Origin of the sequence: Streptomyces sp. NBC_00483 (assembly GCF_036013745.1) — a bacterium.
Classification (GTDB): domain Bacteria; phylum Actinomycetota; class Actinomycetes; order Streptomycetales; family Streptomycetaceae; genus Streptomyces.
The window spans coordinates 975,508-994,875 of the sequence record NZ_CP107880.1 but is presented as its reverse complement, the minus strand read 5'-3'; the positions used below and the strand labels follow the sequence as shown (position 1 = coordinate 994,875).

The 19,368-nt window shown below is 72.7% G+C and carries 12 protein-coding genes; 7 read left to right on the top strand and 5 right to left on the bottom strand.

From position 1 onward, the window contains the following. Window positions 1–20 precede the first annotated feature (20 nt). From OHA73_RS04255 to OHA73_RS04230, 6 genes are all read left to right on the top strand, one after another. Entirely contained in the window at window positions 21–1,904 is a 1,884-nt protein-coding gene (locus OHA73_RS04255; RefSeq protein ID WP_266719117.1) for an ABC transporter ATP-binding protein, read from the top strand. A gap of 154 nt (window positions 1,905–2,058) precedes the next feature. Continuing rightward, window positions 2,059–4,821 carry a helix-turn-helix transcriptional regulator gene (locus OHA73_RS04250; RefSeq protein ID WP_327654218.1) on the top strand — a complete coding sequence of 921 codons (2,763 nt, stop codon included), beginning with the start codon at window positions 2,059–2,061 and terminating at the stop codon, window positions 4,819–4,821. 311 nt (window positions 4,822–5,132) lie between these two features. Then, window positions 5,133–6,719 carry a TIGR02677 family protein gene (locus OHA73_RS04245; RefSeq protein ID WP_266717248.1) on the top strand — a complete coding sequence of 529 codons (1,587 nt, stop codon included), beginning with the start codon at window positions 5,133–5,135 and terminating at the stop codon, window positions 6,717–6,719. Beyond that, window positions 6,716–7,945 (top strand): TIGR02678 family protein, encoded by a 1,230-nt coding sequence (locus tag OHA73_RS04240; protein WP_266717249.1) that lies wholly within the window; start codon window positions 6,716–6,718, stop codon window positions 7,943–7,945. Before OHA73_RS04245 ends, OHA73_RS04240 begins: the two co-directional genes overlap by 4 nt. Window positions 7,946–7,947: 2 nt before the next feature. Beyond that, the gene (locus OHA73_RS04235) at window positions 7,948–12,189 is read left to right on the top strand and encodes a TIGR02680 family protein (RefSeq protein WP_327654217.1); all 4,242 of its coding nucleotides are present in this window, start codon (window positions 7,948–7,950) and stop codon (window positions 12,187–12,189) included. Beyond that, complete coding sequence (locus OHA73_RS04230) at window positions 12,180–13,559, top strand: TIGR02679 family protein (RefSeq protein WP_327654216.1); 1,380 nt, start codon at window positions 12,180–12,182, stop codon at window positions 13,557–13,559. Before OHA73_RS04235 ends, OHA73_RS04230 begins: the two co-directional genes overlap by 10 nt. Window positions 13,560–13,572: 13 nt before the next feature. On the opposite strand, the gene OHA73_RS04225 is transcribed toward OHA73_RS04230, so the two are convergent. After that, window positions 13,573–13,989 carry a DUF1330 domain-containing protein gene (locus OHA73_RS04225; RefSeq protein ID WP_266717253.1) on the bottom strand — a complete coding sequence of 139 codons (417 nt, stop codon included), beginning with the start codon at window positions 13,987–13,989 and terminating at the stop codon, window positions 13,573–13,575. Between the two features lie 9 nt (window positions 13,990–13,998). Beyond that, window positions 13,999–15,288, bottom strand: coding sequence for an FAD-dependent oxidoreductase (locus OHA73_RS04220; protein WP_327654215.1), 1,290 nt, complete (start codon window positions 15,286–15,288; stop codon window positions 13,999–14,001). Between the two features lie 53 nt (window positions 15,289–15,341). On the opposite strand from OHA73_RS04220, the gene OHA73_RS04215 reads away from it, so the two are divergent. Continuing rightward, window positions 15,342–16,121: an IclR family transcriptional regulator gene (locus OHA73_RS04215; protein ID WP_327654214.1), complete on the top strand. Its 780-nt coding sequence runs from the start codon at window positions 15,342–15,344 to the stop codon at window positions 16,119–16,121. On the opposite strand, the gene OHA73_RS04210 is transcribed toward OHA73_RS04215, so the two are convergent. Genes OHA73_RS04210 through OHA73_RS04200 form a run of 3 tightly spaced genes read right to left on the bottom strand, consistent with a single transcriptional unit; the run spans window position 16,051 to window position 19,299 of the window. Further along, the gene (locus OHA73_RS04210; RefSeq protein ID WP_327654213.1) at window positions 16,051–17,286 is read right to left on the bottom strand and encodes an MFS transporter; all 1,236 of its coding nucleotides are present in this window, start codon (window positions 17,284–17,286) and stop codon (window positions 16,051–16,053) included. The two genes, OHA73_RS04215 and OHA73_RS04210, sit on opposite strands and share 71 nt — an antisense overlap. 16 nt (window positions 17,287–17,302) lie before the next feature. Continuing rightward, window positions 17,303–18,553, bottom strand: coding sequence for a DUF3500 domain-containing protein (locus tag OHA73_RS04205; RefSeq protein ID WP_327654212.1), 1,251 nt, complete (start codon window positions 18,551–18,553; stop codon window positions 17,303–17,305). A gap of 23 nt (window positions 18,554–18,576) precedes the next feature. Further along, entirely contained in the window at window positions 18,577–19,299 is a 723-nt protein-coding gene (locus OHA73_RS04200; RefSeq protein WP_327654211.1) for a FadR/GntR family transcriptional regulator, read from the bottom strand. Window positions 19,300–19,368 lie beyond the last annotated feature (69 nt).

Genomic DNA, 19,368 nt, shown 5'->3' with positions numbered 1-19,368 from the left:
CTAACGTCATCGGCATGAGCATGGAGACCACAGCCTGGACGCAGCTGCACAGCGTCATGAACGCCCAGGACGGCGGGCCCAAGGGCCGTCCCTTCGCCCGCGCGACCCTTCGCAGGATCGCCGGCTTCGCCCGGCCGCACCGGCGCCGCATCGCCCAGTTCGTGTTCCTGAGCATCCTGACCGCGCTGCTCGCCGTGGCGACGCCGATGCTCGCGGGCACGGTCGTCAACGCGATCGTGGGCGGCGACGACGAGGGCCGCGTCATCCGGCTCGCCCTCCTCATCGCGGTCATCGCGCTCGCCGAGGCGGGCATCGGGCTGCTGGCCCGCTGGCTCTCGTCGAACCTCGGCGAAAGCCTCATCCTCGATCTGCGGACCGCCGTCTTCGACCACGTACAGCGCATGCCCGTCGCCTTCTTCACCAGGACCCGCACGGGAGCCCTGGTCAGCCGCCTCAACAACGACGTGATCGGCGCGCAGCGCGCCTTCAGCAACACGCTGTCCGGTGTGGTGAGCAACGTGGTCACGCTGATCCTGACCCTGGCGGTCATGCTGACCTTGTCCTGGCAGATCACGCTGCTCGCCCTTGTCCTCCTGCCGATCTTCGTGCTCCCCGCCCGCCGCATGGGCTCCCGCATGGCCCGCCTCCAGCGCGAGGCCGCCGAGCACAACGCGGCCATGGGGACGCGGATGACCGAGCGGTTCTCCGCGCCGGGCGCCACGCTGATCAAGCTGTTCGGCCGGCCCGGCGACGAGTCGGCCGAGTTCGCGGAACGCGCCCACCGGGTGCGCGACATCGGCGTACGCACCGCCATGGCGCAGTCGGCGTTCATCACCGCGCTCACCCTCGTCTCCGCCCTCGCACTGGCACTCGTGTACGGCCTCGGTGGCTACTTCGCGCTGACCGGCACCCTGAAGGCGGGCGCGGTCGTCTCTCTGGCGCTGCTCCTGACCCGCCTGTACGCGCCGCTCACCTCGCTCGCCGGCGCCCGCGTCGAGGTGATGAGCGCGCTCGTCAGCTTCGAGCGGGTCTTCGAGGTGCTCGACCTCAAGCCGCTCATCGACGAGAAGCCCGACGCCCGCGCGATCCCGGAGGGCCCGGTCGCCGTCGAGTTCGACGACGTCCGCTTCGGCTACCCCTCCGCCGACAAGGTGTCGTTGGCCTCGCTCGAAGAGGTCGCCTCCCTCGACACACGCGGCGGCGCCGAGGTGCTGCACGGAGTCTCCTTCCGGGCCGAACCCGGCCAGACGGTGGCGCTCGTCGGCTCCTCCGGCGCCGGCAAGTCGACCATCGCGTCGCTGCTGCCGCGGCTCTACGACACCGATGGCGGGGCCGTCCGCATCGGCGGCGTCGACGTCCGCGACACCAGCGCCGTCTCGCTGCGCGCCACGCTCGGCATGGTCACGCAGGACGGACACCTCTTCCACGACAGCATCCGCGCGAACCTGCTGCTCGCCCGCCCCGAGGCGAGCGAGGACGACCTGTGGGACGTGCTGACCCGCGCCCGCCTCGACGCACTCGTCCGCGACCTGCCGGACGGCCTGGACACGGTCGTCGGCGAACGCGGCTACCGGCTCTCCGGCGGCGAACGCCAGCGCATGACCATCGCCCGGCTGCTCCTCGCCCGCCAGCGCGTCGTCATCCTCGACGAGGCCACCGCCCACCTCGACAACACCTCGGAGGCGGCCGTGCAGGAGGCTCTCGCCGAGGCGCTGGAGGGGCGCACGGCCGTGGTCATCGCCCACCGGCTTTCGACGATCCGCTCCGCCGACCAGATTCTCGTGGTGGAGGAGGGGCGAGTGGTGGAGCGCGGGACGCACGAGGAGCTTGTGGTGCGGGGCGGCCGGTACGAGGAGCTGTATCGGACGCAGTTCGGGGGAGCGGAGGTCGTGGAGGCGGCGTAGGGGGCGCCACGGTCACCGTGGTTGCGGTCCCGGGGCTCTGCCCCGGGACCCGCCGGCTCTCGTCCCGGAGCGGGGCTTGATGTGCCCAACCCGCCCGCGCGAACGGCCAGTTGACCACTCACGCCGCAACGTGACCGCGGGTTACCCTGACCGCATGCTGGTAGGTCGCACAGCGGAATGCGCGCGCCTCGCGGACCTCGTCGACGGCGCGCGCACCGGGCACAGCGCCGCCCTGGTCGTCCGTGGCGAGGCGGGCATCGGGAAGACCAGCCTGCTCGGTTACGCCGAATCCGTCGCCCGTGACCTCACGCGGCTGCACACGCAGGGCATCGAGACGGAGCGCGAACTGCCGTACGTGGGGCTCGCGGACCTGTTCCGGCCGGTCACCGACCACCTCGACCGCATCCCCGAACGGCAGGCCGCGGCTCTCACCGGCGCCCTCGCCCTGGGGCCCGCCGTCGCGCAGGACCGGTTCGCGGTCGCCGCCGGAACGCTCAGCCTGCTGGGCGCGATCAGCGAGTCCGGTCCGGTCCTCCTCGTCGTCGACGACACCCAATGGCTCGACCCGTACTCCCTGGACGCCCTCGCCTTCGCGACCCGCCGTCTGGGCCGCGAGGGCGTGGTCGCCCTCTTCGCCACCCGCGACACCGACGAGACCGCCTCCCGCCTCGCGCCCGTGGAGTCGCTCAGCCTCCACGGTCTCGATGCCGGGGCGGCCCGCGAACTCGTCGCCGAGGAGGCCGCGGAGCCGCTGCCGCCGCACGACGTCCAGTGGCTGCTGTCCGAGGCCCGCGGCAACCCGCTCGCCCTCGTCGAACTCCCCGCCCTGATCGCCCACGGCGGCCACCGCCCCGACAGCGGCGCTCCGTTGCCCATCGGCGACATCCTCGCCCGGACCTTCCACAGCGCCATCACCCGGCTCCCCGACCCCACCCGGGACGCCATGCTGCTGCTCGCGGTCCTCGGCCCCCGCCCGCTCGCCGGAACCGAACGGGTACTGCGCGCCCACGAGTTGACCTACGCGGACCTCGAACCGGCCGAGCGGGCAGGCCTGATGACGGTCGAGGGCGGCGCGTACATCTTCCGGCACCCGCTCGTCCGCTCCGGCGTCTACCACGGCGCGACCGCCGTCCGCCGCTGGCGCGCCCACCGCACCGTCGCACGGGCCCTCCAGGGCGCCCGCGCCCCCGCCGCGCTCGAACGCTACGCCTGGCACCTGTCCGAATCGGGCGCCGATCCGGACGAAGAGGTCGCCGCCGCGCTCACGAAGGCGGCGTCCGGCGGCCCCGCCAGCCTCACCTTCCCGCTCGCCGCCCGCCTCTACGCCCACGCCGCCCGCTTCACCCCCGACGACGAGGGCAAGGCGCTCCGCCTGCTCGCCGCCGCCCGCGCCGCCCAGGCCGCGGGCTCGCTCGACGAGTCCGCCGACCTTCTGGACCGCGCCCTCGACCATGCCTCACACGAACGCACCCGCCTGGAGCTGCGCCAACTGCGCTGCTACGTGGACATCCAGCGCGGCCGCCCCGCCCGCGCGCGCGAGCAGCTGCGTTCCGCCGTCGACGAGGCCCGCCGCGTCGACCCCTCGCTCGCCGCCGTCATGCTCGGCGGCATCACCCTCACCGAACTCGCCATCGGCGACCTCACGGCAGCCCGCGCCACGTCCGCCGAATCGATGCAGCTCGCGGACGCCTTCGGTGACGCGGCGGCGGCCCTGCCGGTACGCCTCCTGCACGCGCTGGTCGAACTCCTGGGCGGCAACGCGGAGGACGGCCGCGCCCTGCTCCACGACCTCGAAAAGCCCCTGGCCGTACCGGACCTGTCCTTCCCCTACCCGGTCTCCGGCGTCGGCGGCCTGTGCTACCTGGCCACGGAAGAGCTGGACCAGGGCCACGCGCTCCTCGACCGCGCGGTGCACGCGGCCCGCTCCTCCAGCACGGTCGGCCTCCTCGCCCACCTCCTCGGCACGCTCTCCGTCGTCGAGTTCTGGCGCGGTGAGTGGAACGCCTCGCTCGCCCACGCCGACGAATCCGTCCGCCTCGGCGAGGACACGGGACGGGTCATCGAGGTGTGCCGGGCGCTGGCGGCGCAGGCCCGCACGGAGGCAGTCCTGGGCAGGGAGGCGGACTGCCGCAGTCACGAGGCACAGTGCCGCTCCTTGGCCGCGGCCGCCGAACTCCCCATGGACGCGGCACGCGCGCGTGGAGCGCTCGGCCTCCTCGAACTCGGCCTGGGGCGCTACGAAGACGCGGCGACACACCTGGAAGAGGTACGCGCCTTCTCCCTCGCCAACGGCCGCGGCGACGGCCTCTATCTCTCCTGGGCCGCCGACCTCGCCGAGGCCTACGTCCATCTGCACCGCACCGACGAGGCGTACGAGGTGCTGCGCGTCCTGGACCACGAGGCGGGCCGGGGCAGGCGCCCCATCACCGCCGCGGCGGCCGCCCGCTGCCGGGGCATGCTCGAACCGGCCTACGCGGAGCGGCATATGGACCGGGCGCTCGCCGAACTCGGCGATATCCAGGCGCCGTTCGAGCGGGGACGGACCGACTTCGCGTGCGGTGAGCTCCTGCGCCGCCTCGGCCGCCGCAGCGAGGCACGACGCCGGCTGCAGCGCGCCCTCGCCACCTTCGATCGCCTCGGCGCGGCCGGCTGGGCGGGCCGCGCCGCCGCCGAACTCCACGCCGCGGGCGGCGACCGCGTCGACTCGGGCCCCACACCACTGGACGGCCTGACCCCCCAGGAACTCCGCGTGGCCCTGGCGGTGGGCCGCGGAGTCACCAACCACGAAGCGGCGGAACAGCTCTTCCTCAGCGTCAAGACGGTCGAGTTCCACCTCGGCAACATCTACCGAAAGCTGGACGGGGTGCACCGGCGGGCCCAACTCGTGCGCCTGCTCAGCGAGTCGGCGCGCCCCTGACGTACCTCCGCAGCGCGCACAGACAGTGGGGGTGCCCGCATCGGGCACCCCCAGTCCCCCGTTATCCCCCGTGGGTTCCCCGTTGTTCCCCCGTCGGGTCCCCCGTGTCGAAAGCCCCCGTGTGCTTTCGTGTCTCCACGATGGACCCGGCCGTACCCCCTGGGCCACGGGGAAAACCCTGGGATCGGGGGCCAGGGGGTACGGCAGGTGGTGTAGTCGCGGCCATGGCGCTACCACCGGGCAGTCGTGACCGGCGGTGATGCGGCGAATACCCGGCCCGGCGCTTGCGTCGTCGGGGACAATGGGCGGCGATGATCGAAGAACCACCACCGCACGCCGACACGGAGGACTACTCGCCCTTCGCGCACCTCACGGTGCAGAACACCGTGCTGTATCGCGCCGTCATGGGCACTTTCCTCGAGGCGAAGGAGCGCTTCGCCGTACACCTGCGCCCCGAGGACGTGCACGGGATGCTGCCGACCCAGCGGCGCCCCGCCGACGTCGACCAGGTCGGGCAGGCACTCGACACCCTGGTGCGATGGGGGAACCTGAGGGCCGACCCCGACACCGCGCGCGTCACCGCAGTCGAGGACTTTTACCGCAAACGGTTCATCTATCAGTTGACACGGGCGGGCGAGGCCGCCGAAGAAGCGCTGCAGACGTACGACAACGCGCTGGGGCGGCGCGGTGCACTGCAGGCGGTCGCGTTGCACGACATCATCACGCAGCTGCGGGCCCTGCTGGTCATCGCCTCGGATGTCGAGGCGGGCGCGGGCGACCCGGCGAAGGTGCATCTCACCCTCGACGCCCTCACCAGCCGGTTCACCGATCTCGCCGACAACGCCAGGGCGTTCATGGGGTCCCTGCAGAGCACCATCGACCTCCACGGCGTCGAGGTCGAGGTGTTCCTCGCGTACAAGGACCAGCTCATCGACTACCTCCAGAGGTTTGTGCAGGACCTGATCACCCTCGGTGGGCGGATCGCCCGGCTCATCGGAGAGCTGGAAGGGCGCATCGAACCGCTGCTGAGGATCGCCGCCGCGCGCGAGGCCGGCGACGCTGCGCCCGAGGAGGCCGACCGGGCCGAGAAGCTGGCCTACGACCGGTGGAGCGGGCGCTGGGACGGGCTCGCCGCCTGGTTCGTCTCCGAGGTCGGGCGGGAATCGCAGGCGCGGCTGCTGCGCGGCCGGGCGCTCGGTGCGATCCCTCAACTCCTCGCGGTGGTCCGTTCCTTGAACGACCGCCGGGCCGGCCGTTCGGACCGGTCGGCGGACTTCCGTACGCTGGCCCGCTGGTTCGCCGAGGCCCCCGACGACGCGGCCCGGCACCGGTTGTGGCGCACCGCCTTCGGCCTCTACCCGGCCCGGCACCTCTCCGTGGACGCGGACACGGCCAGCGAACGGGCTGCCGACCCGGTCGCCGCCGCGACCCCCTGGGCCGAGGCGCCGGCCCTGCGTATCAGCCCCCAGCTGCGCCGTACCGGCAGCTACGAGCGGCGTGGCAAGACCCGCAGGGTCGAGGACCGCTCGGCGGCCCGAAGCCATCTCGCGGCGCTCGCCGCAGAGCAGTCCGCGCAGACGGCCGCCGCGCGCGCCCGGCTCGTCACCGACGGGGAGATACGCCTCTCCCGGCTCGGTGAACTCGACACGCTCGCCTTCCGGCTCTTCCTCCAACTGCTCGGTGACGCCCTCGCCACATGGCGCCCCGGCATGACGCAAACCGTCGCGACCAGTAACGACGGGGCCATGGAGATCCGCCTGACCGCCCTGCCTCGTGATGCGGGGCAGGCGGAGATCCGCTTGCCGGACGGGATCTTCCGGGGGCCGGATCACCTCGTGGAGATCGTCGACCTGGCCATCGGCGACACGGCCGCGGCCACGGAAGGGGCTGTCAGATGACCACGCCCCTCGCCGAAGTCCTCGACGGGCAGCGCGCAGCCGACTTCCAGCGGGCCGCGCGGGCCCTGCTCAACGAGCCGTTGCTGCTCGCCACGGGCCCGTACGCGGACGAATTCCGGCTGGTGCGCGGGCACGCCGACGACCTGCGGGACTGGTTCGACCGCAACACCGGCTGGTCGCTCCAGGTCGACGCGCAGGCCGCCCGCCTGCGCAAGGCCCCCGGTACCCGGCACGACGCCACCCACCCCGCGCGTGAGCCGAACGCCGCGGCCCGCCCCTTCACGCGGCGCCGCTACGTCCTGTTGTGCCTCGCCCTCGCTGCCTTGGAGCGCGGCGAGGCACAGATCGCCCTCGGTCGACTCGCCGACCACATCGTCCTCGACGCCGCCGATCCCCAACTGGTCGCCACAGGAATCGAGTTCACCCTGGACCGGCGCGACGAACGCCTCGACCTCGCCGCCGTCGTGCGCCTGCTGCTGCGCCTCGGAGTGCTGCGCCGGGTCGCCGGGGACGAGGACGCGTACGTCAACGGCGCCGGGGACGTCCTCTACGACGTCGAGCGCCGCGTGCTCGCCGGGCTGCTCGCCACGCGCAACGGCCCCTCGCTCGTCAGTGCCTCCACGTTCGAGGAGCGCCTCGCCGCGCTCACCGCGGAGACCGCCCTCGACAGCGACGACCTGCGCTTCCGTGCCACCCGGCACACCCTCACTCGTCGCCTGCTCGACGACCCCGTTCTCTACTACGACGAACTCACCGACGCGGAGTTGTCGTATCTGACCCGTCAGCGTTCCTTCCTCACCGCGCGCATCACCGAACTGACCGGGCTCGTCGCGGAGGTGCGGGCCGAGGGCATCGCGATGGTCGACCCGAAGGACGACCTGACAGACGTGCGCATGCCCGAGCAGGGCACCAACGGCCACATCACCCTGCTCCTCGCCGAGCATCTCGCCGCCCAGGACAAGCCCGTCACTCTGGCCACGCTGCACGTGCGCGTACGTGAGCTCGCCACCGAGCACGGCAGTTACTGGGCCAAGACCGCGAAGGAACCGGGTGCCGAACCCGAACTCGTCGAGCGAGCCGTCACCCGGCTCGAAGCCCTGGGCCTCATCACGCGCGACGGCACCACGGTGCGCGCGCGGCCCGCGCTCGCCCGCTACGCCGTCGGCGAGACCGTCGTGCTCGACACCCGCACCACCCGCACCGCCACACCCCGGAAGGGCCTGTGACCATGACCGACCCCGCCGCGCCGGCCGCCGGCCAGCCCCTCAAGGACCTCCCCGAACCGGCCCCTGGGCGCTGGAAGCCGCTGCGGATCGGGCTCGTCGACCTCTTCTACTACGACGACGAGGAGTTCTGGTTCCGTGACGGGCGGCTTTTGCTGCGCGGCAACAACGGCACCGGAAAGTCCAAGGTCCTGGCCCTGACACTGCCGTTCCTCCTGGACGGCGACCTTTCCGCACGCCGTGTCGAACCGGACGGCGACCCGCACAAGCGCATGGAGTGGAACCTCCTGCTCGGCGGCGAGCACCCGCACTCCGAACGGCTCGGCTACACCTGGATCGAGTTCGGCCGCGTCGACGAGACCACGGGCGAGGCACACTTCCGCACGCTCCTGTGCGGCCTGAAGGCGGTCGCCGGGCGCGGCATCGCCCGCCACTGGTTCGCCGTCACCGACCAGCGCATCGGGCGCGACCTGAACCTGCTGGACGCCACCCGCACCGCGCTGTCCCGGGAGCGGCTCGCCGAGGCCGTCGCCGGGCACGGCATGGTCCACGACACGGCCAAGGCGTACCGGCGGGCCGTCGACGAGGCCCTGTTCGGACTGGGGGAACAGCGCTACACCGCCCTTGTCGACCTGCTCGTCCAGCTCCGCCAGCCGCAGCTGTCCAAGCGGCCCAACGAGGCGGCCCTGTCACGGGCGTTGACCGAGGCGCTGCCGCCGATGGATCAGGCCGTCGTCGCGGACGTCGCCGAGGCGTTCCGGTCCCTCGACGAGGAGAAGGACGAATTGCGTGCCGCCGGTGAGGCGGAGCGCGCCGCGACCGCCTTCCTCGACCACTACCGCCGCTACGCCCGCGTCGCCTCCCGCCGTCGTGCCCGTCTCCCGCGTGAGGAACACGTGCGGTACGAGACCCTCAACCGCGACCTGAACCGGCACCAGGCCGAGAAGGCGGCGGCGGAGACGGCCCGCGAGGCGGCGTCCGCGCGGCTCGCCGTGCTCGACGAGACTGCCGCCCGTCTTGCCGCGCAGGACACCGCGCTGCGCGAAGGCCCCGAAATGCGCGACGCACGCGCCCTGGAACAGGCCGCCGCCGACGCGCACCGCACGGCGGCCGACGCCGCACAAGTGGCGCGCGACCGCGCTGAGGCCGAGGCCCTGCACCAGCGTGCCCTCGAGCGGGAGAACGCGGCCGCCGGCCGGCTTCGGGCTGTCGAGGAGCGCGTGGCCGAGACCCTGTCGCGCGCCACGGACACGGCCCGGGCCGCCCGCATCACCACCGACATCCGCGTCGACGGCGCGCCGCTCGCGGAGCTGCGCAAGGCCGCCGGGGGGGAGGTGGAGCGGCGTCACCGCACCGTCGCGCACGTCGACGCCCTCGCCACACGCGTGGAAGAGGCTTCCGCCGAGCGGCTCGCGGCCGCGCACCGCGCCGACGAGACGGAGGAGGAAGTCACCCACACCGCCGAGCTGAGAGCCGAGGCGGACGCGGCGGCCGAGGACCGCGGACGGGACCTCGTTCAATCCGTGCGCGGACACCTCGCCGAATGCACGGAGTTGATGGTCGACGACCAGACCGGGATGCTCGACCGCCTCCAGGACTGGACCGGCCACCTGAACGGCCCGTCGCCCGCCCGGGCCGCCGTGGGTGCCGCCCAGCGTGTGCGTGCCGCCGAACTGGCCGACGCGGCGGCCGGCAACGCGCAGAGGGAAGCGGCCCTGCGCTCGGCGGAATCCGAACTACGTCGTGAACACCAGCAGTTGGAGGCGGGCGGTCAGCGCGGGCCGTCCGCGCCGTACACACGTGGCGACGGCGTGCGGGAAGGGCGGCAGGGAGCCCCGCTGTGGCGACTCGTCGACTTTCGTGACGACAGCGCGGACGCCTCGGGGCTCGACGCCGACGCGCGAGCCGGACTCGAAGCGGCTCTCGAGGCGTCCGGGCTGCTCGACGCCTGGGTGCTGCCCGACGGCAGCGCCATGACCACCGTCGACACGGAGGACGTCCTCGTACGCGCCTCTGCCCCGTTGGCCGGACCGACCCTCGCCGACGTGCTGCGGCCCGCGATCGACCACGCGGACGCGGGCGCGACCGCCGTGTCCGAAGCGGCGGTCGACCGACTGCTGCGCTCCATCGCCCTGGACGCGCGGGCCATCGAGGACTCCGCTGAGAGCGCGGGCGTTCTCACGGCCGTCAGTGCCGACGGCCGCTTCCGTGTCGGTGCTCTCACCGGCCGCTGGACCAAGCCGGCCGCCGCGTACGTGGGGGAGGGGGCCCGCGAGGCGGCGCGCCGTGCGCGCATTGCCGTCGTCGTTGCCGAATTGGAGTACACGAGCGAGCAGTTGAGTCGCATCGAGGAAGCCGGCAGACGTGTTCAGGCCCGCCGCCGGACCCTCGACACCGAACTCGCCGCGCTGCCCGACGATGCACCTCTGCGCCAGGCTTACGCCCATGCCGGCACGGCCGCAGCGGCCGCCCAGCGGGCCGGGGAGCGCCACGCCGAGCAGGCCCGACGACTGGCTCGCGCCATCGAGTACGCCGAGTCGGCGGACCGCGAACTCGACGACACGGCGGCCGACTTGGGGCTTCCCGCGGACCGTGAAGGACTCGATGCCGTGCGCCAGGGGCTCACCGGCCACGCCCTCGTGCTCGCCGCTCTCTGGCCCGAGCTACGCGAACGCGGCGAGGCCGCGAGCGCGTTGGCCGAGGAGCGGGCCGAGACCGGACAGGCTGCCGAGCGCGCCGAGGCGTTCGCCTCGCGCGCCGAGGAGGCGGTGCGCCTGGCAGCCGCCGCCGATGAACGCCACCTCACCCTCCGTTCCACGGTCGGTGCCGCCGTCGCCGATCTGGAGCGCCGCCTCGCCGAAACCGCCGACGCACTGCGCACCTGCGCAGAAGACGAGCGGAGAGCGCGCGAGGCGCACACCACCGCGCAGCGCCTCGCGGACAAGGCCGAGGGCCGCATCGAGCAGCTCCAGGAGGACATCACGGCGGCCACGGCCCAGCGTGCGGACGCCATCGCCGCGTTCCAGAGGTTCGTCGGCACCGGCCTGCTCATTGTCGCGCAGCCCGAACTCGACGTCCCCGACCAGCACTCCGGGCCCTGGGCGCCGACTCCCGCGATCGCGCTCGCCCGCGCCGTCGAGCAGGAACTGGGCTCGGTCGACAGCTCGGACGGGGCGTGGGAGCGCGTACAGAAGCGCCTGAACGAGGAGTACAAGGCACTTCAGGACGCCCTCTCCCGGCACGGGCACTCCGCGTCGGCGCGGATGGTCGAGGACGGCATGGTCGTCGACATCGTGTACCAGGGTAGTGAACGCGCCGTGCCCGCGCTTGCCGGGGCGCTCACCGCCGAGGTGGCCGAACTCCAGCGGATCCTGTCCGCGCACGAGCGCGAGATCCTGGAGACATACCTGCTCACCGAGGTCGCGGGAACGCTGCAGGAGCTGATCGGTGCTGCGGAGCGGCAGGTGGTGGCGATGAATGCCGAACTCGAGGATCGGCCCACCTCCACAGGTATGCGGCTGCGCCTGGTGTGGCGCCCGTCCCGCAAGGCGCCGGCCGGGCTTGCCAGGGCCCGCGAACTCCTGCGGCAGTCTGCTGACGCGTGGTCGACCGAGGACCGCGCCGCCGTCGGCGAGTTCCTCCAGACACAGATCGCGGCGCAGCAGGAGGGCGACAGTGCGGGAAGCTGGCTGGAGTACCTGACCGAGGCGCTCGACTACCGCTCTTGGCACGAGTTCGGCATCGAGCGCCACCAGCATGGCAAGTGGGTGCCGGCGACCGGACCCGCTTCCGGCGGTGAACGTGTCCTGGCCGTGTCGGTGCCGCTGTTCGCCGCCGCGTCCTCGCACTACCAGACGGCGAGCAATCCACAGGCGCCGCGTCTGGTCACACTCGACGAGGCGTTCGCGGGCGTCGACGACGACTCGCGCGCCAAGTGCCTCGGTCTGCTGCACGCCTTCGACCTGGACGTGGTGATGACCAGCGAGCGCGAGTGGGCGTGCTATCCGCAGGTGCCGGGCGTCGCCATCGCGCAGCTGTCCAGGATCGACGAGGTCGCCGCCGTGCTGGTCAGTCGGTGGGAGTGGAACGGCGCGCGGCGGGAGAGAGGCCCGGACCCGCGCGCGGCGCTCATACCCGTCGTGCCTGGCCCCCGGGCCGTACCGGGAGGGCCCAAAGCCTCCGAGTACAGCGGCGGATTTGTCGGGGCAGTCGACGCCGATGCGGCCCAGGAGTCGCTGTGGGACTGAGCGAGCAGCCACGGCACCAGCAGGGCCAGGAGCTGAGGCCGGAGTCGAGCTTTTCGGCGCCGCCCGGGCCCACTTGGGCAGCGCCCGCTCCGGACGGGCAGGCCGTACCTCCCGTCGACGGCCCCCGCCTGCGACGCCTGCTCGGCGACCCCGATCTTGCGTGGCTGCTCGACCGTGCGCGGCGGCGCCTCGAACGGGACGAGCTCCTCACCGGGAGCGTCAGCCTGACCGCCCCCACCCCCGCTCAACAGGCCGCAGCGGAGCGGCTCTTGGGGCGTCCGCCGCGGGTCGGCGGGCGCAGCCTCAGCGTGCGACTCGATGTCGTCGACGCGCTCCTGCGGCGTTCCGGAGCCAGCCCGGGCGGCCTTGCTCCGGCCGTCGTCGCACTCACCGGCGCCGTCACTTCACTCGCCGCCACCCGGATGCGCGAGGAGCGGGCCTGGCGATCGGCGTACGGGCCGCTGGACGATCTGGTGGCCGCGGCAGGCGCGCCCACTGAACTTCGCTCCTGGACGGAGCAGTTGCCCCGCAGCGGCCTCGTGCGACGGCTGTCCGGCGACCCGGACACGGCGCGCGCACTCGTGGCGGACGCGGTGCAGGCGCTGCGCCACCTGCCCGCTGCCCCGCCCGTTTCCCTACCGGCCTATGCGGCCCGCGTGCTCGGATCCGCCCATGCCTTGGACGACGGGACGCCGCTGGCGACTCTCGTCCTGTCCGGTGTCCGTGCGCTCACCGGGTTCCCGGACGGCAGCGGTTCCCGGTGGCGGCGAGAGGCGTGGGCGTCCGCCGGACTGCTGCGCGATGACCTCTCCTCCACCGTCCTCACCCTCAACCTGCGGGGTACCCCGGCCCTGGACTGGCTCGCCGATACGGGCGAACCGGCTGTCCTGACACTCCGGCAACTGGCGCGTGGGCACCACATCGAGGTGGCCGGCCCGGTGTACATCTGCGAGAACCCGGCCGTCCTGTCCGCGGCGGCCGAGGAGTACGGCCCGTTCTGTCCGCCCTTGGTGTGCCTGCAGGGACAGCCATCGACGGCCGCACTCACGCTGCTGGCGGGGACGCGCACCGAAGACCCGGACCCGGATGTCGGCTTCCGCTACCACGGCGACTTCGACTGGGGCGGCCTCCGGATTGCGGCCACCCTCGCCCGGCACATCGCGTGGCGTCCCTGGCGCTACACGGCCGCGGACTATCGCCGCGCCGCCACCGGTCTGACCGGCGCGGAACTCTTGACCGGCGCCCCCGCCGCCGCACCCTGGGACCCCGAACTGCCGGGTGCGCTGGCCGAGATGGGTGTACGCGTCGAAGAGGAGGCCGTGCTGGACGAACTCCTCGCCGACCTGGCGCCGGGGAGGGCGTCGCGGTGACGCCCCGCGGGCGTCACGCTCCACCCGACAACGGCTGCAAGACCGCCTCGCTCAACGCCCGCGTACGCAGCCCGGTGACCTCCTGGTACTCCGGGTCGGACACCATGCGACTGAAGGCCTCGCGGCTCGGGTAGCGCACGAGCAGCACCGCGTCCCAGGCCTGGCCGGTCTCGGCGACCAGCGGGGTTTCGCCCGAGCCGGAGTAGAGGACCTCTCCGCCGTAGCGCGGCAGGAACACCTCCTCCACGCGGCGGGCGTACTCCTGGTAGAGCGCCCGGCCGTCCGGTGCGAAGCGCAGCAGGTTGAGCATCACGACGGGGCCGCCGGGATCCTCGGCCAGCAGTCGCTTGAGATCGGCACCCTTCGGATCGATCGCCACAGTCAACTCCCCTTCGTGTTCATGGACGTCGTCGGCCAGAGAACCCTGCACGGTGGGGCGCTACACGGCAAGCGCCGACGCGTCGTACCCGTATATCCACCCACTCCCCACCAACGGATCCGCGTCCCCGAGCGCCGCATCCCGGGCCCGCTGCTCCGGGCCGTCCGGCAGGTGGTTGGCGTCGGCGCGGGCGTGGCTCGCCTGTTGGAGGCGGGTGGTGCGCGGGAGGCGCTCCGACTCGTAGCGGGCGAGGGCCCGGTCCGGGGTGTCGGGGGCGGTGGCGAGACAGCGGGCCAGGACCGCCGCGTCCTCCAGCGCCTGCGCGGCCCCCTGGCCGTAGAACGGGAACATCGCATGTGCGGCGTCGCCGAGCAGGGCCATGCGGCCGCGGGTCCACGAGGGCAGCGGCGGGCGGTCGTACAAGGCCCAACGGCCGGGCAGGGAACCGGACTTGATGAGGGTGGTCACCCGGTCGTCCCAGTCGGCGAACTCCGCGTGGAACTCCTCGACCGTGGCCGTCGCGCTCCACGACTCCTCCGTGTCGTCCGTCGCCGGGGCGAACGCGACCACGTTCACGCCCGCGCCGGCGGAGATCGGATAGTGCACGAAGTGATGGCCGGGGCCCAGCCACAGCGTCTGCGCGCGGCGGAGGGCGAAGGCGGGGGCCGCCGCGGCGGGGACCACCGTACGGAAGGCGCACAGGCCCGAGAAGCGGGGGCGCTCCGGTTCGGCGACCGTCTCGCGGACGAGGGAGTGCATGCCGTCCGCGCCGATCACCAGGTCGGCGTCGGTGCGGGTGCCGTCGGCGAAGGTCAGGCGTACGCCGTCGGCATGCGGTTCGACGGACGTGCAGCGCGCCCCGAGCCGCACCGCCTCGTCCGGCACCGCCGACCTGAGCGCGTCGAGCAGGTGGGCGCGGTGCGCGGTGTACGTGCGCTCCCCGTAGAGGCGCTCGCACACCCCGTCGAGGCGTTCCGCGGACAGCACCGTGCCGTCCTCCCAGCGGCGGAACTCCCAGCCCCAGTCCAGGGGTACGGCCCGGCGCAGCGCGGATTCCGCCACGCCCAGCGCGCGCAGCGGCCGCACCGCGTTGGGCGCGAGCACCAGGCCCGCGCCGACCTCGGTGAGCGCGGCCGCCTGCTCGTGGACGGTCACGCCCAGTCCGGCGCGGTGGAGGAAGGCCGCGGCCGCCATGCCGCCGATGCCACCGCCCACGATCGCGGTCCGCGGTCCTGCCTGCTGCTTGTTGCGCACTGGCTTCCTCCTGGACTCCGCCGCGTACGTCGTTGTCTTCGCGGCACCCTGGGGATCCTCGCCCTCCCCGCCGACCGGCGTAACCGCTATGTTCATTGAGCGAACATCGGCGTCAACTACCCATGCGTAGAGGGAGAAGGAGGGGCTGAATGTCGCGTACCGGGCAGCCCGGGCGCAGCGTGAGTGCGCGTCTGCTCGACGTCCTCTTCGCCTTCCGTGCCGGCCGTTCCCGGCTCACCTTGGCCGAGTTGACCCGTGCCACCGGACTTCCGCACGCCTCGGTGCGCCGGCTCGCCCTCGAGCTCGTCGAGGCCGGCGCCCTCGACCGGGCGCGGGACGGCACGTTCACGGTGGGGATCCGCATGTGGGAGCTGGGCACGCTGGCGCCGCTGAGCTTTCCGCTGCGCACGGTCGCGCTGCCGTACATGGAGGACCTGCACGCCGCGTTGCGCCAGCACGTGCAGATCGCGGTCCTTGACGGTACGTCAGCGGTGCTCGTCGAGCGGCTCTCGGCCGAGCGCGCGGTCGACGTCGAGTTCCGGCCCGGCGGGCGGCTGCCCCTGCACAGCTCGGGCGTGGGCAAGGTGCTCCTCGCCCACGCGGCACCCGAACTCATCGACGTACTCGTACGGGACGGGCTCCCGGCGCCTACTCCGCGGACGCTCACCGAGCCCGAACGGCTGCGCGCCGAGCTCGCCGAGGTGCGCGAGAGCGGGGCGGCCACGGTGCACGGGGAGACCTCGCCCGGCGTGGACTCCGTGGCCACCCGCGTCCTCGACGCCGACGGTGCGGTGGTCGCCGCACTCGGCGTCGTCGTACGGGCCGGCACGGCGGATCTGCGGGCGGTGCGGCCCGCGGTCATCGCCAGCGGGCTCGCGGTGTCGCGCGGGCTGGGGTGGCTGCCTCGGAGCGGCGTGAGGTGCCCTTGAACATCGCCGCCAACCCCGCCCCCAGCAGTGCCGGAACCACGAACGCGTAGAAGCCGGCCTTGGGCCAGGCGAACAGGACGGTGACCGCGCCCAGGTAGCTCGGGCCCACCACGGCGCCGATGCGGCCGACCCCGAGACTGAACCCGAGGCCGGTGCCGCGCAGGTGGGGCGGGTAGTAGTGGGCGACGGCGATGTTGACCAGGTTCTGCGTGCCCAGGGCGCCGAGCCCCGCGACCGCGGACGCGAGCAGCAGCACGGGGCGGGGCTGCGGAGTGCTCAACGTGATCATGGCGAGTGCGGCGAGGACGAAGCTCGCCACCGTGGCGGCCTTGAGGAGGCCGCGGTCGGCGAACAGAACGGCGGCCAACGTGCCCAGCACCGCGCCCGCGTTGAACGCGATGGAGAACTCGAGGGACGAGCTGAGGTCGTAGCCGTTCTTGACCATCAGGGTCGGCAGCCACGTGCCCGCACCGTAGACGAGGACGAGGCCGGTGAAGGTGGCCGCCCAGAAGAGGAGTGTCGCCCTGCGGTGCCGGGCGACGAGGATCTCGCCCAGGCGGTTGGCGGAGGTAGGCCGCTCCCCACCGGCCGCCGACGGCACCGACGCAGGGACGAGCCGCCACACCACCGGTATGAGCACGAGCGGGAAGACACCGAAGAGGAACAGGGAGTGGAAGTCCCACGCGGGCAGCAGCGCGCGGCCGATGACACCCGTGATGATGCCTCCGAAGGCGAGGCCGGTCAGCGCGGTGCCGACTTGCAGGTTGCGGCGTGCGGGCGTCGCCGATTCACTCACGTACGCGGTGACCAGCGGGATGAGCGCCCCCAGGCCGATGCCGGTGGCGAAGCGGGTCGCGGCGAAGAGGCCGAGCGTCCCGGCGACCGCGCTCAGCAGCATCCAGACGGAGAGCCAGGCCAGACTGATGACCATCGGTCGCCGCCGCCCGTACAGGTCCCCGGCCCAGCCCGCCGCGACGGAACCGATGGGCATTCCGAGCGCGGTGAGGCTGCCCAGCAGGCCGAGCGTGGACTTGGTGACGTCCCAGCCGGGGTGGTTGAGGAGGGAGGGGCCGACCGCGCCGAGGATGAAGAGGTCGTATCCCTCGATGCAGAGCATGGCCAGACCGAGTGCTGTGGCCGCACGTGCGCCAGTGGTGCGTGTCATCGAGCGTCCTCCTCGGTCACCGGTGACGCCCCTGTTGCCACTGTCGCACCCAACTGCGTCCGTAGTCGTTGCCGTGCGGTGTGCGCAGCACGGTGTGGACGTGGAACGGCTTGGGGGAGTCGTAGTCGAGGAACACCCCGCAGTGGTGGTCGAGTTCGGCGATGACCGCGGGGGACTGGACGCGGTAGTAGAAGACGTCGTCGGGGCCGTGGCCGCCGATCCAGGAGAACCATGTGTCGTCCAGGTGCGCGCGCACCTCCCGCATCCGCGCGGCGCGGGGGCCGGGCGGCAGAAGCTTGAGGAACTCCTCCACGGTCGCCATCACCAACTCACGTGCGGCGGAGGGTATTTCACGCACACGTACTCCCTCGAAAGGGATCACGCGGTTGTCCTGGAAGGCGCCGGCGAGATGTCGCTCGTCACCGGGGTGCACCCGGCCCTCCGGCATACCCGGGTCGACCATCCGCTCGTACACGGTCGCCGCGGCGCGCAGTTCTGTGGTGAGTGCCGCCATGACCTGTCGGCCCAGCGAGATACGTTCGGTGAAGGCGGTCGTCCCGGCGTGCGGCCCGGCGTCGATCTCGTTGGGCTCCGCGCCGAGGAAGACCGGACCGACGGTCGAACGGCCCTCCACCACAAGGCAGTTGACGGCGCAGTGGTGGCCGAAGAGCTGCCATCCCCACGGGGCGTGTTCGTCGGGGGTGCCGTACAGGGCGATGTTGTAGCTGAACTCGCCCAGGATGTTCTCGAGGTCGACGACCTCACCGAGGAAGCCGTTGATCCGCATCATCGTGCGGACCTCGTCGTACCCCTCCGCGCTGAGGGACTCCCGTACGAGGGTGAGCGCCGCGCGGCGCACCTCGGGCGGCTGGAACTCGAGCCGCAGGCCCGTGTCGAACTGCATGAACTCCGGGTTGGCCCATGTCTGCCACTCCACCGCGTCCACCGCGTGGCAGATCCGGTCCCGGCTCTCCGCGTCCAGTGTGTCGAGCAACTCCCTTGCCGCGGAGACCATGTCGCCGACCGGTGCCTCCTCGCCCGGCTTCGCCGGTTCCAGGGGGTGGAGACCCTCGCGCAGCGAGCCGTTCTCCGTGATGCCCCGGAAGTCGTTCTTGTAGAGCGGCGTCCAGCCGCGGATCAGCTCACCCGTGAAGGTGCCCTCGGCCCGCGCGACCTCCCGATAGGCGTACGGGTCAAGGCCCTTGAGCTCCCGGATGCGCGGGTGGTCCGGCGGAAAGAGGTACTCGCGGTACGCGGCGGATGACATGAGGCGTTCCTCCCGGACGGGCCCTAGCTGGTTGTGTTGTGGCGGGCCACGGCCGCGCGCACGGCGGACTCGTCGCCCGCGGCGATGGCCTCGACGAGGTCCTCGTGCGCCCCGCACCGCTCGGCCCGGTATCGCTGCGAGGCCTCCGTGTCGTCGTCGAGCCGGGAGGAGGCGGAGGCGTTGAGGTGGCCGAGCGTTCCGGTGTAGACGGCGGCGGCCATCCGGTTGGGGCAGATCGCGGCGATCCGTTCGTGCAGCGCCCAGTTGGCCCGCATGAACGCGTCCCAGTCCGGCGCCGCGCGCATCCCCTCCAGGAGCGTACGCAGCTCGGCGACGTCCTCGTCGGTGCGGCAGCGGGCGGCGCCGATGTCGACCAACACCTCCAGGTGGTCGCGGAGTTCGATGGCGTCGGCGACTGTCTCCGGCTCGTCCCGTACGTCGAGCAAGGTGTGGCGCAGGCGTACCACCGGGCCCCGGTCGGCGACGAAGAGGCCGCCGCCCCGGCCGGGACGGATCTGCAGCACCCCGCGGTCGCGCAGGATCCGCACCGCCTCGCTGACCGTCGAATACGCGTAACCCGTCTCCTCCCGCAGGGAGTCGAGGGTGCCCACCGGGTCGCCGGCGCGGAGGCCGAGCGCGCGGATGCGGGCATCGAGGTCGGCGGCGAGCTGCTCGGCCCGCGTACGACGGGGCGCGGCGCCCAGGCCGCCGATGAGCGCTTGTCGGGCCGCTGGTTCGTCAGGCATAGTCGCCATCGAAGCACAAACCTCCGAACCTTTAAAGGGATTGGAGGTTTCCTCCGATGTGGGAGCAGC

What these genes read in the sequence shown, in the direction of transcription:
- OHA73_RS04205 (WP_327654212.1), bottom strand. Translation starts at nt 18,553, where the DNA reads ATGTCATCCGCCGCGTACCGCGAGTACCTCTTTCCGCCGGACCACCCG.
- OHA73_RS04210 (WP_327654213.1), bottom strand. Translation starts at nt 17,286, where the DNA reads ATGACACGCACCACTGGCGCACGTGCGGCCACAGCACTCGGTCTGGCC.
- OHA73_RS04200 (WP_327654211.1), bottom strand. Translation starts at nt 19,299, where the DNA reads ATGCCTGACGAACCAGCGGCCCGACAAGCGCTCATCGGCGGCCTGGGC.
- OHA73_RS04245 (WP_266717248.1), top strand. Translation starts at nt 5,133, where the DNA reads ATGATCGAAGAACCACCACCGCACGCCGACACGGAGGACTACTCGCCC.
- OHA73_RS04255 (WP_266719117.1), top strand. Translation starts at nt 21, where the DNA reads ATGGAGACCACAGCCTGGACGCAGCTGCACAGCGTCATGAACGCCCAG.
- OHA73_RS04235 (WP_327654217.1), top strand. Translation starts at nt 7,948, where the DNA reads ATGACCGACCCCGCCGCGCCGGCCGCCGGCCAGCCCCTCAAGGACCTC.
- OHA73_RS04215 (WP_327654214.1), top strand. Translation starts at nt 15,342, where the DNA reads ATGTCGCGTACCGGGCAGCCCGGGCGCAGCGTGAGTGCGCGTCTGCTC.
- OHA73_RS04250 (WP_327654218.1), top strand. Translation starts at nt 2,059, where the DNA reads ATGCTGGTAGGTCGCACAGCGGAATGCGCGCGCCTCGCGGACCTCGTC.
- OHA73_RS04240 (WP_266717249.1), top strand. Translation starts at nt 6,716, where the DNA reads ATGACCACGCCCCTCGCCGAAGTCCTCGACGGGCAGCGCGCAGCCGAC.
- OHA73_RS04220 (WP_327654215.1), bottom strand. Translation starts at nt 15,288, where the DNA reads ATGAACATAGCGGTTACGCCGGTCGGCGGGGAGGGCGAGGATCCCCAG.